At 70.4% G+C, this 16,321-nt stretch carries 14 protein-coding genes; 6 read left to right on the forward strand and 8 right to left on the reverse strand.

Going from position 1 to position 16,321, the window contains the following annotated elements; genetic code table 11:
- Positions 1-5: 5 nt before the first annotated feature.
- Positions 6-575 (forward strand): dienelactone hydrolase family protein, encoded by a 570-nt coding sequence (locus tag ACSHXN_RS29730; protein WP_059133211.1) that lies wholly within the window; start codon positions 6-8, stop codon positions 573-575.
- A 19-nt stretch (positions 576-594) separates the two neighbouring features.
- On the opposite strand, the gene ACSHXN_RS29735 is transcribed toward ACSHXN_RS29730, so the two are convergent.
- The 4 genes from ACSHXN_RS29735 to ACSHXN_RS29750 form a co-directional block, all read right to left on the reverse strand.
- Entirely contained in the window at positions 595-2,256 is a 1,662-nt protein-coding gene (locus tag ACSHXN_RS29735) for an alkaline phosphatase D family protein (RefSeq protein WP_355133162.1), read from the reverse strand.
- 104 nt (positions 2,257-2,360) lie between these two features.
- Positions 2,361-3,173: a DsbA family protein gene (locus ACSHXN_RS29740; protein ID WP_355133160.1), complete on the reverse strand. Its 813-nt coding sequence runs from the start codon at positions 3,171-3,173 to the stop codon at positions 2,361-2,363.
- Between the two features lie 72 nt (positions 3,174-3,245).
- Positions 3,246-3,935, reverse strand: a complete 690-nt coding sequence (locus ACSHXN_RS29745) for a hypothetical protein (protein ID WP_438304299.1) — start codon at positions 3,933-3,935, stop codon at positions 3,246-3,248.
- An 83-nt stretch (positions 3,936-4,018) separates the two neighbouring features.
- Entirely contained in the window at positions 4,019-5,353 is a 1,335-nt protein-coding gene (locus ACSHXN_RS29750) for a DUF2252 domain-containing protein (protein WP_355795684.1), read from the reverse strand.
- Between the two features lie 363 nt (positions 5,354-5,716).
- On the opposite strand from ACSHXN_RS29750, the gene dnaE reads away from it, so the two are divergent.
- On the forward strand, positions 5,717-9,256 hold the full coding sequence (gene dnaE / locus ACSHXN_RS29755) for a DNA polymerase III subunit alpha (RefSeq protein WP_355133155.1): 3,540 nt from the start codon (positions 5,717-5,719) through the stop codon (positions 9,254-9,256).
- A gap of 118 nt (positions 9,257-9,374) precedes the next feature.
- Here the strand turns inward: dnaE and ACSHXN_RS29760 are convergent, their stop codons facing one another.
- Positions 9,375-9,554, reverse strand: a complete 180-nt coding sequence (locus ACSHXN_RS29760; RefSeq protein WP_355133153.1) for a hypothetical protein — start codon at positions 9,552-9,554, stop codon at positions 9,375-9,377.
- Between the two features lie 223 nt (positions 9,555-9,777).
- Here ACSHXN_RS29760 and ACSHXN_RS29765 point away from each other — a divergent pair, with 223 nt between their 5' ends.
- From ACSHXN_RS29765 to ACSHXN_RS29780, 4 genes are all read left to right on the forward strand, one after another.
- Positions 9,778-10,992 carry an NYN domain-containing protein gene (locus tag ACSHXN_RS29765; RefSeq protein WP_355133151.1) on the forward strand — a complete coding sequence of 405 codons (1,215 nt, stop codon included), beginning with the start codon at positions 9,778-9,780 and terminating at the stop codon, positions 10,990-10,992.
- 109 nt (positions 10,993-11,101) lie between these two features.
- Positions 11,102-12,073 (forward strand): ABC transporter ATP-binding protein, encoded by a 972-nt coding sequence (locus ACSHXN_RS29770; RefSeq protein ID WP_355133297.1) that lies wholly within the window; start codon positions 11,102-11,104, stop codon positions 12,071-12,073.
- 88 nt (positions 12,074-12,161) lie between these two features.
- Positions 12,162-12,980, forward strand: a complete 819-nt coding sequence (locus tag ACSHXN_RS29775) for an ABC transporter permease (protein WP_355133149.1) — start codon at positions 12,162-12,164, stop codon at positions 12,978-12,980.
- Between the two features lie 34 nt (positions 12,981-13,014).
- A complete protein-coding gene (locus tag ACSHXN_RS29780) occupies positions 13,015-13,698 on the forward strand; it encodes an AAA family ATPase (protein ID WP_355133147.1) in 684 nt (227 codons plus the stop codon).
- 180 nt (positions 13,699-13,878) lie between these two features.
- Here the strand turns inward: ACSHXN_RS29780 and ybaK are convergent, their stop codons facing one another.
- From ybaK to ACSHXN_RS29795, 3 genes are read right to left on the reverse strand one after another with little or no spacing between them, the layout of a single operon-like run.
- Positions 13,879-14,379: a Cys-tRNA(Pro) deacylase gene (ybaK, locus tag ACSHXN_RS29785; protein ID WP_356108219.1), complete on the reverse strand. Its 501-nt coding sequence runs from the start codon at positions 14,377-14,379 to the stop codon at positions 13,879-13,881.
- A 26-nt stretch (positions 14,380-14,405) separates the two neighbouring features.
- A complete protein-coding gene (locus ACSHXN_RS29790) occupies positions 14,406-15,146 on the reverse strand; it encodes an LON peptidase substrate-binding domain-containing protein (RefSeq protein ID WP_355133143.1) in 741 nt (246 codons plus the stop codon).
- An 11-nt stretch (positions 15,147-15,157) separates the two neighbouring features.
- Positions 15,158-16,195, reverse strand: coding sequence for a hypothetical protein (locus ACSHXN_RS29795; RefSeq protein ID WP_355133141.1), 1,038 nt, complete (start codon positions 16,193-16,195; stop codon positions 15,158-15,160).
- Between the last annotated feature and the right edge of the window lie 126 nt (positions 16,196-16,321).

The raw sequence follows: 16,321 nt of genomic DNA on the forward strand, positions 1-16,321 counted from the left end.
GGCTCATGAACATCATGCTCTTCCACTCGACGTACGGACTGCGGCCGGCCGTCCGGGCCGCCGCCGACCGGCTCCGCGCCGCCGGGCACGAGGTGTGGACCCCCGACCTGTTCGACGGCCGTACCTTCGAGACGGTCGAGGAGGGCATGGCGTTCAAGGACGAGATCGGCAAGGAGGAGCTGCTCAAGCGAGCCGTCCTGGCCGCCGCGCCGTACTCGGAGCGAGAGCTCGTGTACGCGGGGTTCTCCCTGGGTGCCGCCACCGCGCAGACCCTGGCTCTCGGCGACAGCAAGGCCCGCGGGCTTCTGCTGCTGCACGGCACGTCGGACATCGCGCCGACCGCGTCGGTGGACGACCTGCCGGTCCAGCTGCACGTCGCCGAGCCCGACCCGTTCGAGACGGACGACTGGCTGAGCGCCTGGTACCTGCAGATGGGCAGGGCGGGAGCCGACGTGGAGATCTACCGCTACGCGGGCGCCGGGCACCTCTACACCGACCCCGGCCTGCCGGACTGGGACGAGGAGGCGGCCGAGGCCACCTGGAGGGTGGCGCTCGGCTTCCTCGACAGCCTGTGAGCGGACGTGCCTGTGTGGATCACACCGGGTCGTAGGTGCGCTCCACCTTCTGCGTGCCGCTGCGGGTGCGGTACGAACGCGCCCACGAAGAGGTGGCGTTCGGGCTGGTGCGGTCGGACAGGACGTAGTAGTCCATCTGCGCCCGCTCGGCGGTGATGTCCAATACGCCGTAGCCGTGGCGGTCGGTGTCCACCCACTGGACGTGCCGGTTGGCCGCGCGGATGACCGGCGAGGCCAGTGCGGAGACGGTGCCCTCGGGGACCTTGACGATGTCGTCGAGGTTGTCGGAGGTGACCGACGTCACCACGAACTCGGTGCCGGCCGAGGGGGACAGCGGATACGTACCGGCGTCGACGGGTATGTCGTTGGCCCACGCCATGTGGATGTCGCCGGTCAGGAAGACCGTGTTGCGGATGACGTTGTCCCGCAGATGGGCGAGGAGTTCCCGGCGGTCGTCCGTGTAGCCGTCCCACTGGTCGGTGTTGAGGGCGATGCCCCCCTGCGGCAGGCCCAGCAGCTTCGCCAGCGGCTTGAGCAGGTCGGCGGTCAGCGAGCCGACGGCGAAGGGCGAGATCATCACCGAGTTGCCGACCAGCCGCCAGGTGGTGTCGGAGGACTTCAGGCCCGCCTTCAGCCAGTCGAGCTGGGCGCGTCCCGTGATGGTGCGGTTCGGGTCGTCGACCGAACCGCTCGCCGTGGACGCCTGCTGCGAGCGGAAGGAGCGCAGGTCGAGCAGCGAGAGGTCGGCGAGCTTGCCGAAGCGCAGCCGGCGGTAGGTGGTGCCCTCGACCGCCGGGCGGACCGGCATCCACTCGAAGTACGCCTGCTTGGCGGCCGTCTTGCGGGCGGTCCAGGTGCCCTCGGCGCCCTCGGTGTGGTTGACCGCGCCGCCCGACCAGGCGTTGTCGGCGAACTCGTGGTCGTCCCAGATCGCGATGACCGGCGCCCTGTGGTGCAGGGCCTGGAGGTCGGGGTCGGTCTTGTAACGGGCGTGCCGGACACGGTAGTCGGCGAGCGTGATGATCTCGTCGGCCGGGGAGTGCGGGCGCACGACCGTGCCGCGGGTGCCGTACTCACCGCTCTTGTACTCGTAGATGTAGTCGCCCAGGTGCAGCCATGCGTCCAGGTCGGCGCGGGCGGCCAGGTGGCGGTACGCCGAGAAGTAGCCGGCCTCCCAGTTGGCGCAGGAGACCACGCCGAAACGCAGTCCGGACACCGCGGCGCCCGCGGCCGGGGCCGTGCGGGTGCGGGCGACGGGGGAGTCGGTGCCGGCGGCGGAGAAGCGGAACCAGTAGTCCGTGGCGGCCGCGAGACCGCGGACGTCGGCCTTGACCGTGTGGTCGGAGGCGGCGGTGGCGGTGACGGACCCCTTGGCGACGATGTCGGTCAGCGCCTTGTCCCTGGCGACGACCCAGCCGACCTCGGTGTCCGGGCCGGTCCCGGAGCCGGGCAGCGCCTCGGCGGTGGGCGTCACCCGGGTCCACAGCAGAACGCCGTCCGGCAGCGGGTCGCCGGAGGCCACGCCGTGCAGGAAGGCGGGCGTGTCGGTGGCGGCACGGGCCGGGAGGGCGGCGGCGATCGGAACACCCAGGACGGCGGTGGCAGCAGCGGCCTTGACGACCGTACGGCGGCGCGGGGAGAGGGAATTGCCACTCTCGGATGATCTGTGTCGACTGGTCACGGCCGATCAGATTACTGACCGGTACGCATAAAGAGCGGGCGAACTTGGAAAGTTCGCCCGCTCTTTGTCTGCCGGACCCCGGGGTCGGACCGCCGGGGCCGGGGTCAGCCCTGGGTCGCCTTGTCGATCGCCGTGGTGAACTCCGGCACCGTCATGGGCGCGTTCTGGCCGTCGGAGCCGGTGATCGTCTTGCCGTCCATCTTCAGGGTCGGAGTGCCCTGCACACCGCTCTTGTTGAAGACGTCGGACATGTCCAGCGCCCACTTGTCGTAGGTGCCGTCCTTCACGGCCTTCTGGAAGGCGGCGTTGCCCTTGAGGGCGGGCACGGTGTCCGCGACCTTGATCAGGTAGCTGTCGTCCTTGAACTTGTCCTCGGTCTCGTCGGGGTGCCACTGCTTGGAGTAGAGCGCCGTCTTGTACTCCAGGAAGGCCTCGGGGCTCACGTTCAGCGCCGCGCCCATGGCGCTCAGCGCGTTCTTGGAACCCTCGCCCTGGGAGTTGTTGTCGATGAACGAGGCGCCGAAGTACTGGATCTTGAACTTGCCGTCGTCGACGTCCTTCTTCACGGTCGCGCCGACGGTCTGCTCGAACTGGGCGCAGATCGGGCAGCGCGGGTCCTCGTACATCTCGAGGGTCTTCGGGGCGGTGCTCTTGCCGATGACGACGGTCGTGCCGTTGGTGCCGCTGGTGTTGGCCGGCTTGACGAGCTTGTCGTCCTTGGCCGCCTCCCAGTAGCCGGGCTTGTTGTTCTGGACGACGGCGTACCCTATGCCGCCCGCGGCGGCCAGGACCGCGACGACCGAGGCGGCGACGATGACCTGCCGCTTCGCCTTGTCGCGTTTGGCCTGGCGCTCGCGCTCCTGACGCAGCCGCTCACGGGCCGCCGTCTTCGCCTCCTGGGTGTTGCGCTTGCTCATCGGTGCTCTCCATGGGGATGTGCGCACCTGCGGTGCGCGGGATACGTGGGGGTCTTCCGGTGCTCGGGTGGTTCAGGCGAAGGCGACCGAGCGCGGGGGACCCCGCCGTCCCAGAGAGTGCACGAACAGCCGGGTACGCGTGGTGACGGCGGCGCGGTGGGCGGGGCGCGGAGCCCGGCGTGCGGGGGAGAGCCCCACCGAGACCGCGGCGACGGCGACCAGCAGGGGCCGGAAGGTGGTGGCGGCCGCGGCGCGCAGCAGGTCGGCCAGCGCCCGCTCGCCCCTGCGCAGCCAGGCGGCCGCGAGGAGCCCCACGCCGACATGCGCGGCGAGCAGCAGCCAGGCGGTGGCCGGGTCCGCGTGCGCGAGCAGTGCCGCGACCCGGTCGGTTCCGGTGCCGGTGACCCGGGTCAGCGGCGTGCCCACGGCGCCGCCGCTGCACAGCACGTCCAGGCCGACCGAGCGCAGCGGACCGGTGACCGGGCCGCCGACCCTGCCGTAGCAGGCGTGCTGACCCGCGGTGAAGACCGTGTCCGCCGTAAGCTCCAGGGGCACCAGCAGGGCCGCGATCTTCCCGAAGTCGCGCTCGCGGCCCGCCAGCGCGTAGGCCACGACGAAGACGACGCCGGCGATCGCGGCGACCGTCCCCATCGGCAGCGGGACCTCGGACAGCAGCACGTGCGACGCGGTGCTGAGCGTCACGACCACGGCCGTGAACAGCGCCGCGCGCACGGCTCTGAGCTGGGTCCCGGATATGTCCATAGCGGTGAGAGTGTCGCATGCGCTCCCGTAAGGGGCCCTTAAAGGGGGGCCAGGTGTTACGGGAGCGTTGTGCGTCCGAGCGGCTAGGAGGCCCGCAGGCCGGGGATCCGGCCGTTGCGGAACAGGTCCACGAAGATCTGGTGGTCGGCACGCGCGCGTGCCCCGTACTCGTGGGCGAAGTCCGCCAGCAGCCCCGGGAAGCCCGCCTCGTCGGCGGCGATCGCGGCGTCGATGGCCCGCTCCGTGGAGAAGGGCACCAGGGACTCGCCGGACTGGTCGTCCGCCGCCGCGTGCATGGCGGCCGTGGCGCGGCCCAGGTCGGCGACGACCGCCGCGATCTCCTCCGGGTCGTCGATGTCGCCCCAGTCCAGGTCGACGGCGTACGGCGACACCTCGGCGACCAGCTGGCCCGAACCGTCCAGCTCGGTCCAGCCGAGCCACGGGTCGGCGTGCGCCTGCAGGGCCCGCTGGGAGATCACCGTGCGGTGGCCCTCGTGCTGGAAGTAGTCGCGGATCGCCGGGTCGCTGATGTGACGGGAGACGGCCGGGGTCTGGGCCTGCTTGATGTAGATCACCACGTCGTTCTCCAGGGCGTCGCTGTTGCCCTCGAGAAGGATGTTGTACGACGGCAGGCCCGCGGAGCCGATGCCGATGCCGCGACGGCCGACCACGTCCTTGACGCGGTAGGAGTCCGGGCGCGCCAGGGACGACTCCGGCAGCGTCTCCAGGTAGCCGTCGAAGGCGGCGAGCACCTTGTAGCGGGTGGCGGCGTCCAGCTCGATGGAGCCGCCGCCGGGCGCGAACCGCCGCTCGAACTCGCGGATCTCGGTCATCGAGTCCAGCAGCCCGAAGCGGGTCAGCGAGCGGGCGTCGCGCAGCGCGTCCAGGAGCGGGCCCTGCGCGGTGTCCAGCGTGAAGGGGGGCACCTCGTCCCGCTTGGCGCCGGTCGCGAGGGCGTGGACGCGCTCGCGGTAGGCCGCAGCGTAGATCGTCACCAGCTCGGTGATCTGCTCGTCGCTGAGGGCCTTCGCGTACCCGATCAGCGCCATGGAGGCGGCGAAGCGCTTCAGGTCCCAGGTGAAGGGGCCGACGTAGGCCTCGTCGAAGTCGTTCACGTTGAAGATCAGGCGGCCCGTGGAGTCCATGTACGTGCCGAAGTTCTCGCCGTGCAGGTCGCCGTGGATCCACACCCGGGAGGTGCGGTCGTCCAGGTACGGGCCGCCCCGCTTCTCGGAGTCGAGGTCGTGGTAGAAGAGGCAGGCCGTGCCCCGGTAGAACGCGAATGCGGAGGCCGCCATCTTGCGGAACTTCACGCGGAACGCGGCCGGGTCGGCGGCGAGCAGCTCGCCGAAGGCGGTGTCGAAGACGGCGAGGATCTCCTCGCCGCGTTGCTCGGCGCTGAGCTGCGGGACCGACATCGCTGGGTGCCTCCAGGTGCAGGTGGTGCGTGACGTGTGGGACGGGGTCGTCCGTCCCCTTCCAACGGACGACGGTACGCGGGAGTGCCCGTGGCCCTCGCACGAAGACACGGGCGGTGAGGCCCGTGTCCGTCGCATGAAGACACGGGCGGTGAGGCCCGTGTCCGTCGCATGAAGATACGGGCGCACGGCCGGTGTCCGCCGTGAGAAGGCGCGGGTGCGCGGTCCGTGTCCCCCGGATGAAGGTACGCGGTGAAGGCCGCCGGGTGTCAGTGCCGAGGCATAGACTTCGACGCTGTCCCCCAGACTGTCCGCAGCCTGTCGGACCCCCGTTGACGTCCGTTCTCCTTGGAGGCCGAAGCCGTGTCGAAGCCGCCGTTCACGCACCTGCACGTCCACACCCAGTACTCGCTGCTGGACGGTGCCGCGCGGCTGAAGGACATGTTCAACGCGTGCAACGAGATGGGCATGACGCACATCGCCATGTCCGATCACGGCAACCTCCACGGGGCGTACGACTTCTTCCACTCCGCGAAGAACGCCGGAATCACCCCGATCATCGGCATCGAGGCGTACGTCGCGCCCGAGTCCCGGCGCAACAAGCGCAAGATCCAGTGGGGCCAGCCGCACCAGAAGAGGGACGACGTCTCCGGTTCCGGCGGTTACACCCACAAGACGATGTGGGCGGTGAACAGGACCGGCCTGCACAACATCTTCCGCCTGTCCTCGGACGCGTACGCCGAGGGCTGGCTGCAGAAGTGGCCGCGCATGGACAAGGAGACGATCTCTCAGTGGTCGGAGGGGATCGTCGCCTCCACCGGCTGCCCCTCGGGCGAGGTGCAGACCCGGCTGCGCCTCGGCCACTTCGACGAGGCGCTGAAGGCGGCCGCCGAGTACCAGGACATCTTCGGCAAGGACAAGTACTTCCTGGAGCTCATGGACCACGGCATCGAGATCGAGCGCCGGGTCCGCGACGGCCTGCTGGAGATCGGCAGGAAGCTCGGCATCCCGCCGCTGGTCACCAACGACTCGCACTACACGTACGCCCACGAGGCGGGAGCGCACGACGCCCTGCTGTGCATCCAGACGGGCAAGAACCTCTCCGACCCGGACCGCTTCAAGTTCGACGGCACCGGCTACTACCTGAAGTCCACGGACGAGATGTACGCCGTCGACTCCTCGGACGCCTGGCAGGAGGGCTGCGCCAACACGCTCCTCATCGCCGAGATGGTCGACACGAGCGGCATGTTCGAGAAGCGCGACCTCATGCCCAAGTTCGACATCCCCGAGGGCTACACCGAGGTCACCTGGTTCAAGGAGGAGGTCCGCCGCGGCATGGAGCGCCGCTTCCCCGGCGGCATTCCCGAGGACCGCCAGAAGCAGGCCGACTACGAGATGGACGTCATCATCTCGATGGGCTTCCCGGGCTACTTCCTCGTCGTCGCCGACTTCATCATGTGGGCCAAGAACAACGGCATCGCAGTGGGTCCCGGCCGTGGTTCCGCGGCCGGTTCGATCGTCGCCTACGCCATGGGCATCACCGACCTGGACCCGATCCCGCACGGCCTGATCTTCGAGCGGTTCCTCAACCCCGAGCGCATCTCGATGCCCGACGTCGACATCGACTTCGACGAGCGCAGGCGCGTCGAGGTGATCAGGTACGTGACGGAGAAGTACGGCGCCGACAAGGTCGCCATGATCGGCACGTACGGCACCATCAAGGCCAAGAACGCGATCAAGGACTCCGCGCGCGTGCTGGGCTACCCGTACGCGATGGGCGACCGCATCACCAAGGCCATGCCGGCCGACGTCCTCGGCAAGGGCATCCCGCTGTCCGGTATCACCGACTCCAGCCACCCCCGGTACTCGGAGGCGGGCGAGGTCCGCGGGATGTACGAGAACGAGCCGGACGTGAAGAAGGTCATCGACACCGCCAAGGGCGTCGAGGGCCTGGTGCGGCAGATGGGTGTGCACGCGGCCGGTGTGATCATGTCCAGCGAGACCATCACCGAGCACGTGCCCGTCTGGGTGCGGCACACCGACGGGGTGACCATCACCCAGTGGGACTACCCGAGTTGCGAGTCGCTCGGCCTGCTGAAGATGGACTTCCTCGGTCTGCGCAACCTGACGATCATGGACGACGCCGTCAAGATGGTGAAGTCCAACAAGGGCGCGGACATCGACCTGCTGAGCCTTCCGCTGGACGATCCCAAGACCTTCGATCTGCTCCAGCGCGGCGACACCCTCGGCGTCTTCCAGTTCGACGGCGGGCCCATGCGCTCCCTGCTGCGTCTGATGAAGCCGGACAACTTCGAGGACATCTCCGCCGTCTCGGCCCTGTACCGCCCGGGCCCGATGGGCATGAACTCGCACACCAACTACGCCCTGCGCAAGAACGGCCAGCAGGAGATCACGCCGATCCACCCGGAGCTCGAGGAGCCGCTCAAGGAGGTTCTGGACGTCACCTACGGCCTGATCGTCTACCAGGAGCAGGTGCAGAAGGCCGCCCAGATCATCGCGGGCTACTCGCTCGGCGAGGCCGACATCCTCCGGCGTGTGATGGGCAAGAAGAAGCCCGAGGAACTGGCGAAGAACTTCACCATCTTCCAGACCGGCGCCCGCAGGAACGGCTACAGCGACGAGGCGATCCAGGCCCTGTGGGACGTGCTGGTCCCCTTCGCCGGCTACGCGTTCAACAAGGCCCACTCGGCCGCGTACGGCCTCGTGTCGTACTGGACCGCCTACCTGAAGGCGAACTACCCCGCCGAGTACATGGCCGGGCTCCTCACCTCGGTCAAGGACGACAAGGACAAGTCGGCCGTCTATCTGAACGAGTGCCGTCGCATGGGCATCAAGGTGCTCCCGCCCAACGTGAACGAGTCGGAGTCGAACTTCGCCGCCCAGGGCGACGACGTGATCCTCTTCGGCCTCTCCGCCGTGCGCAACGTCGGTACCAACGTCGTCGAGTCGATCATCAAGTGCCGCAAGGCCAAGGGGAAGTACGCGACCTTCCCGGACTACCTGGACAAGGTCGAGGCGGTGGTGTGCAACAAGCGCACCACGGAATCGCTGATCAAGGCGGGCGCCTTCGACACGATGGGGCACACCCGCAAGGGGCTCACCGCGCAGTACGAGCCGATGATCGACAATGTGGTCGCGGTCAAGCGCAAGGAGGCCGAGGGGCAGTTCGACCTCTTCGGCGGTCTCGGCGAGGAGCAGAGCGACGAGCCCGGCTTCGGCCTGGACGTCGCGTTCACGGACGAGGAGTGGGACAAGACCTATCTCCTCGCCCAGGAGCGGGAGATGCTCGGTCTGTACGTCTCCGACCACCCGCTCTTCGGCCTGGAGCACGTGCTGTCCGACAAGGCCGACGCGGGCATCGCCCAGCTCACCGGAGGCGAGCACGCGGACGGCGCGGTCGTGACCATCGGCGGCATCATCTCCGGCCTGCAGCGCAAGATGACCAAGCAGGGCAACGCCTGGGCGATCGCGACGGTCGAGGACCTCGCGGGCTCCATCGAGTGCATGTTCTTCCCGGCGACCTACCAACTCGTGTCGACCCAACTCGTCGAGGACGCCGTCGTGTTCGTCAAGGGCCGCCTCGACAAGCGCGAGGACGTGCCGCGGCTGGTCGCGATGGAGCTGATGGTCCCCGACCTGTCGAACGCGGGCACCAACGCGCCCGTGGTGCTCACCATCCCGGCCACCCGGGTGACGCCTCCCATGGTGAGCCGGCTCGGTGAGATCCTCAGCCAGCACAAGGGCGACAGCGAGGTCCGCATCAAGCTCCAGGGCCCGCGCAAGACGACCGTCCTGCGCCTGGACCGGCACCGGGTCAAGCCGGATCCGGCACTCTACGGGGATCTGAAGGTTCTGCTCGGCCCGTCCTGTCTGGCCGGCTGACCGCCGGCCGCGAGGTGGCCGCGGCCCGGTGAGCCGAGCCGCTGCGTACAAGGGGCGCACCCGTGGACGGGTGCGCCCCTCTTTATGTTCCGGGGCTTCAACGGCCCTGGCGCAGACTTCAGTTGTGGCCGAAGCTCTTCTGCTTCTTACGGGCGACATCCGCGGGGCTGCCCTGGGTCTGCGGCATCGGGGAATCGTGCGACTCCGAAGCGGGCCTGTGCGACTGGTCCTGTGCCTGCTCGGGCTGCGAGGAGCGGCTCTGTGTGCCGGCCTGCTTGCGGTTCTTGTTCTTGGCCATGGTGATGCCTCCTGTGGGGGATCTAGGGGCCAGGGCCGGGACCAGATTCACATAGGCTGATAAAGAACGCATTTCGTGCAATTACCGTCCGTGACAGAGGCAGTGGAGGGGCCATGACCGCATTCCGCCACGCCGAAGATCGAGTTCGGGCCGTTAACCTCTCGGCGGTCGGGCAGACTCGAAGGAAGCCCGAAGCAAACCTCCCGGAAAGAGGGTGGAACGCGTGGACCGCTGCATCGTCCTGGTGGACGCCGGGTATCTGCTCGGGGCTGCCGCCAGTCTGCTCGCCGGGGAGCCATCGAGGTCCCGGATCACCGTCGACCACGCGGCTCTCATCCTGGGGTTGCGCGAACGCGCCGAGTCGGACACCGAACGGCCGCTGCTGCGCATCTACTGGTTCGACGGTGCCCCCGACCGGGTGCCGCAGCCGGAGCACCGCAGGCTGCGTGTGATGCCCCGGGTGACCGTGCGCCTGGGCGCGCTGACCCGCAGCGACGGACGATGGGCGCAGAAGGGCGTCGACGCCGCGATGCACGCGGAGCTGACCGAGCTGGCCCGCAACCGCGCCTGCTCGGACATCGTGCTCGTCACCGGCGACGGGGATCTGCTGCCGGGCATGATGGCCGCGAAGGAGCACGGGGTCGCCGTGCACCTGTGGGCCGTCCAGGCCGCCGACGGCGACTACAACCAGTCCGAGGACCTGGTCGCCGAGGCCGACGAACGGCGCGTGCTCGACCGGACCTGGATCACCAAGGCGGTGCGGGCCAAGGAACTGGGCGGGGTGTGTGCGCCGCCGCCGGCGCCGCGGCCGGAGATCGCCGCGATCCTTTCGGCTCCGCTGCCCGAGTCGGCGCTCACCGCCACCGCGGAGCGGCCCGCCGCCCAGCCCGAACACGTCACTGCGTCCGCCTCGCCGAACGGCACCCAGGAGCGGGTGTCGGCCCCCAAGGGCGTTCCCACCCCGAAGGACCTGGCGACCCTGAGGGCGCACGGCGCCCCGTCCGTGCAGCAGCCCGCCGGGGCCACCCTGCGGTGGTCCTCCGACAAGGGCTGGGTGGACCGGCCCGTCGCCGCCGAGCCGCCGGACGCCGCCTCGCTGCCGACACTGGCGCAGCTGACGACGGCGGAGCAGCGCTGGGCCGACCGGGAGGAGGACATCACCACGGTGGGCGGAGACCCCTACGAGGTGGGGCAGGTGTTCGCGCGGCGGTGGATCGGGCGACTCGCCGACCAGGCGCAGCTGCAGAAGCTGTCGGGCATGTATCCGCGCGTGCCGCACCGCATCGACGGGGAACTGCTGCGCTATGCGGCGCGATTCGGGCTGCTCGCGCACAAGGACGACCAGATCGACGAGCGTGACCGGTACGCGATCCGGGCCGGGTTCTGGAGGGAGATCGACCAGCGCACCGCGACGGAGCACTCACCTGCCGGGCCCTGAAGCGCGCGGGGCCGACGGGCCCCGGGAGCCGGGCGACCGGCGGTACCCCGTACCCTCGTCCCTTGTGAGTACGCGCACCGCACAGGCACGACGGCAGGGTGGCGCCGTCGTGTGCGCCGTGCGGGGGTTGACCAAGACCTATCCGGCGGTACGCGGCCGGCGTGGCGTGCCCGGGTCCCCCGAGGTGCGCGCCACCGACGACGTGCGGCTGGACATCCGCCGCGGGGAGATCTTCGGGCTGCTCGGGCCGAACGGCGCCGGAAAGTCCACCCTCGTACGCCAGCTGACCGGTCTGATGCGTCCCGACCGCGGCAGTGTCGAGATCCTCGGACACGACATCGTGCGCCACCCCGAACGGGCGGCGCGGATCCTCGCCTACCTCGGGCAGGAGTCCACCGCGCTCGACGAGCTGACCGTCTCGCTCGCCGCCGAGACCACGGGGCGGCTGCGCGGTCTCGAGGTGCGTCGGGCGCGCGAGGAGCGGGACGAGGTCCTCGCGGAGCTCGGCCTCACGCCGATCGCCTCGCGGCCGCTCAACAAGCTCTCCGGCGGTCAGCGCCGGCTCGCATGCTTCGCCGCCGCACTCATGGGCGACCGCCCGCTGCTCGTGCTCGACGAGCCGACCACCGCGATGGACCCCGTCGCCCGGCGGGCCGTGTGGGCCGCCGTGAACCGGCGGCGCGCCGAGCGGGGGAGCACCGTCGTTCTCGTGACCCACAACGTCATCGAGGCGGAGACCGTTCTCGACCGGGTCGCCGTTCTCGACCGGGGACGTGTCATCGCCTGCGACACCCCGGCAGGCCTCAAGGAGCGCGTGGCGGGCGAGGTGCGGGTCGAACTCGTGTGGCGCGAGCAGGCGCCACTCGAGGTGCCCGAGGTCGCGGCACTGCGCGCCCGCGCCGTGGAGTCCGGCCGGCGCTGGTCGCTGCGGATGGCCCCCGAGGAGGCGCGCGCGGCCGTCGCCACCGTGACGGGCGGTGCCGCCTTCGCCGCCCTCGACGACTTCACACTGGCCACCCCCAGCCTGGAGGACGTCTACCTGGCGCTCGGCGGCAGCACCCAGGGGTTGGTGAAGGCATGAGCCCGCGGGTCGCCGGGTCCGTACGGAGCGGAAGGGGTGCCGCGTCCGTGCCGGGCGGGGCGGCAGCAACGAAAAGGAGCAGCGCGACGTGAGTGTCGTACCCGCCGAGGTTCTGCCCGGCGTCAGGGTGGCCGACGACGACGCGGAGGAAGCCGCGGTCCTCGGGCCCCGGCCACGGCTGTGGCCGTCCCTGGCCGCCGTGTACCGCGCGCAGCTCTCCCGTGCTCGGGTCGCGCGGATCCCGCTGCTTTTCGTGGCGACGTTCCAGTCGATCGGCATCATGATCATGTTGCGCGGGGTCGTGTCCGGCGGCGACGACGCGCGGTCGGTGGTCGCCGGCTCGTCCGTGCTCGTGGTCGCCTACGTCGGACTGAACCTGCTGGCGCAGTACTTCGGCCAGCTGCGCGCGAGCGGTGGGCTCGACCACTACGCCACACTGCCGGTGCCCGCCTCCGCGGTGGTCCTCGGGGCGGCCGGGGCGTACGCGTCCTTCACCGTGCCCGGAACGGTGGTGACCGCCGTCTTCGGGTGTGTGCTCTTCGGGCTGCCGTTCGCCCATCTCTGGGTGCTGCTCGCGGTGATCCCGCTGGCCGGGGCCGCGCTGTCCGGGCTCGGCGCCGCGCTCGGGCTGCTCGCGCCGCGCCCCGAACTGGCCACGCTGCTCGGCCAGCTGGGCATGTCGGCGGCGCTGCTGCTGGGTGTGCTGCCGGCCCACCGGATGCCGGAGGTCGTGCAGCTCGTGCGGGACGCCCTGCCGTCGACCTATGGTGTCGAGGCGTTCGCGCGGACCTTCGGCGGAGATCCGGACTGGGCGCTCGTCCTCGGTGACCTGGGGGTGTGCGCCGCCGTCGGGGTGGCTTCGCTCGCCCTGGCGACCTGGGCGTACCGCCGAGCGGCCGTCCGGTGACGCCTTTGACCGACACGACTGGCAGGATGTGAAGGTGACCGCTCCGTTGACTCCTCCTCCGCCGCCGCATGAACAGTCACCGCACTCCGCGCACCACGGGTGGCAAGCCGTGTTTGCCCCTCCGGGAGCCGGACCCGCGCCGCACGGAGCCACGCCCGCGTTCAAGACGGACGGGCCCGGAACGAAGACCGAGGTGCTCGAGGCAGCCGTCATCACGGTGTGCGTCGCCCTCGCTGGGGTGGTGCTCGGGTTGTTGTGGGCGTGGCTCGCGCCGCGTGTGCCGCTCGTGGGGGACCTGGTCGACAAGAACTGGGTCGTCTATCTGAAGGACACGGAGGGCGAGCAGGCCATCGGTGTGGACGGGACGTTCACCCTGCTGGCGCTCGCCTTCGGCGCCGTCAGCGCCCTGGTCGTCTTCCTGGCGCGCCGGCGCGGCGGGGTCCCGCTGGTCGTGGCGCTCGCTCTGGGCGGACTGCTCGGCTCGGTGCTCGCATGGCGTGTCGGGGTCTGGCTGGGACCCACGCAGAACGTGATCGCCCACGCCAAGGCCGTGGGCAAGGGGGTGACGTTCTCCGCGCCCCTGAAGCTGGGCGCGAAGGGGGCGCTGCTCGCGTGGCCGCTGGCCGCCCTGGTGGTGCACCTCGGTCTGACGGGTCTGTTCGGCCCGCGTGATCCGGACCCGTACGCGACGTCCTACGGGGGCCCGCCCGCGGCGTGACCCCCTGGGGGCACGCCGGGGCGGCTCAGCCGAGCCGCCCGGCGCTGTTCTCGTTGCGGGACGTGGTCACGACGGCCGGTGGCCGTGATTGGCGTGACCCTTCTTCATGCGCCATTTGCGTTTGCGTGTCCTCTTCGACATGTTTCCGTACTAGCCGAGGAACGGCCGTCCGTCGAGTGCTCACGCACGCGCGATCGGCGCCAGGATCGCCTCTGTGACCCTCGCGAGGTCGCCGGGGGCCAATTCCACCTCCAGGCCGCGGCGGCCCGCCGAGACGCAGATCGTGGCGTGCGAGGACGCCGAGTCGTCGACCACCGTGCGCAGCTTCTTGCGCTGGCCCACCGGGGAGATGCCGCCCCGCACGTACCCGGTCGTACGCTCGGCCAGGGTCGGGTCGGCCATCGCGGCCCGCTTGCCGCCCACCGCGGTCGCCAGCGCCTTCAGGTCCAGCGATCCCGCCACCGGAACCACCCCGACCACCAGTGCGCCGTCCACGTCCGCCACCAGCGTCTTGAAGACCCGGTCGGGGGACACGCCCATCGCCTCCGCGGCCTCCTCGCCGTACGAGGGGTGGGACGGGTCGTGTTCGTAGGAGTGGACCGTGAACCCAACTCCGGCCGCGGTCAGCGCCACCGTCGCCGGGGTTCCCCCGGGCTGCTGCTTCTTGCTCTTCTTCGCCATCCCGGCCGTTCCCCACATGTCGTGCTTCAGTTCAGACTGGTCGGAGTCCGGGTCAGGTCCGACGCCGGCAACGACGGCAGACTCCGGATGATCGACGTCTCCGAGCGAAGCAGTTTCAGCTCGTCGCGGAGGCGGGAGGCGGTGTCCGGTGCCTGGAGCAGCCGCTGCCTCGTCGGCGTGTCCAGCATCACCGCCGCCGCCACCAGGTAGGACACCACCGACGGCTCGTCCGGCAGGTCCGCACCCGTCGACAGCGACCTCTCCCGCGCGCCTGCGAGCCGCTTCTGGTACTGCCGGAACGCCCGCAGCACACCCTCGGCGAGTGCGCCCGCCTCGTCGCCCGGTTCCTCCGGAAGCTCTTCCAACTCGGCCGTCAGATACGGGCCCGAGGCGTCCACCGAGAGCAGACGGACACGCGTCGTGCCCGTCGCCAGCACCTCGAACGTGCCGTCGGCCCGCTCCCGGACCGTCGCCGCGTCCGCGATACAGCCCACCTTGTGGAAGGCCTTGGCCGGATCGGCCCCGAACCCCGCGGCGGGTCCCCGGTCGGGCACCGTCGTCGGGTCGGGCATGCCCGGGGTGCTGGGGGCCACCTCGTGGCCGTCGCGGATCGTGACGACGGCGAAGCGGCGCGGTTCGTCCTCGGGGGTCTTCAGGAGCTCGCGCATCATGGCGCGATAGCGCTCCTCGAAGACGTTCAGCGGGAGCACGAGTCCCGGGAACAGCACCGAGTTCAGGGGGAAGAGCGGGAGTCGGACGGTGGTCACGACGGGAAAGCCTAATGGTCGCGCGACGAAGTGGGCCCGGCATGCCCACTTCGTGGAAGCAGGGGCCCCGCCGGACGCCTGGGGCGGCCGGCCGACACCTCGCGGCAGACGCCCTCCCGCAGCCGGAGGAACAGGCCCAGGGGATCGTCGTCGACCCGGGCCCAGGGGAACGAGGTGGCGTACGGGCCGATCATGCGCAGCTGAGCCGTCGCGTCCTCCCAGCGCTCCAGACCGACCAGGACGAACGTCAGGAGGTTGCGCACCTCCGCGGGCCACGGATCGGCGGCCGCGTACCGCGCCGACAGCGCGATCGCGCGGTCCGCCGCCGCGTCCAGCCGGTCGCGGCCCACCGCCGTCCCGCCGCCGTAGGCGAGGTAGGTGAAGGCCGCACGCACGGGCAGTGCCTGCACGAGGGAGCCGGGCAGCGCGTCCTGCGCCGCGGTCTCGGCGAAGTCGAGGCACTCGCTGTGCGATCCGTGCCAGGAGGAGGCGAGGTAGCGCAGTGCCGCCACATGACAGCCGTAGTGGTGCGCGCAGCGGTGAACCGCCTCGCCCCACAGGCGCTCGAACTCCCGGTGGCCCGCTTCGGTGCCCCGTGCGTGGTCGAGCGCGATCCGCCACGGCACGGGGTCGCGCGGATCGCCCTCGCAGGCGGCCGCGATCAACGGGCCCGTCAGCCGCAGCAGTTCGGCACGGTCGGGTGACTCCCACGCGCGCGTCAGGGTCAGTTCCGCCTTCACCAGCAGCGCGTCCGGGTCGTCCGGGGAGACGGCGCACCATTCCTCGAACCACTCGCCGCGAAAGCGGGCGAAATCGGCGAGCCGCGTCACATACCGGTCGCGGTCCTCCCACTCGGCGGTCTCCCGTGTGGTCGCGAGCAGCTTGGCCGCCGGGCCGTGGTCGCCCTGGGCCGCCGCGACCAGCGCCGGTCCGAGGTGCTCGTCGGGGGCGTCGAGCAGGACCTCGCCGTCCGCGGGCAGCCCGGGAGCGAGACGGGAGGAGGAACGGGTCATCCGTGTCGTACGGATGAACGCGCGCAGCAGTGCCATGGTGTCGACCATTGAAAAGCCGCAGGTCGGGAACGCGCCAGGGTGAAAACCTAATCCGTAGTTAGTTGTACTCTCAATAGTCAAGAGTAGGTAAAAGAAGGTTGTTTCGGTGCTGTTGGGCCCGTA

Source organism: Streptomyces sp. HUAS TT11, from assembly GCF_051553595.1.
GTDB lineage: Bacteria > Actinomycetota > Actinomycetes > Streptomycetales > Streptomycetaceae > Streptomyces.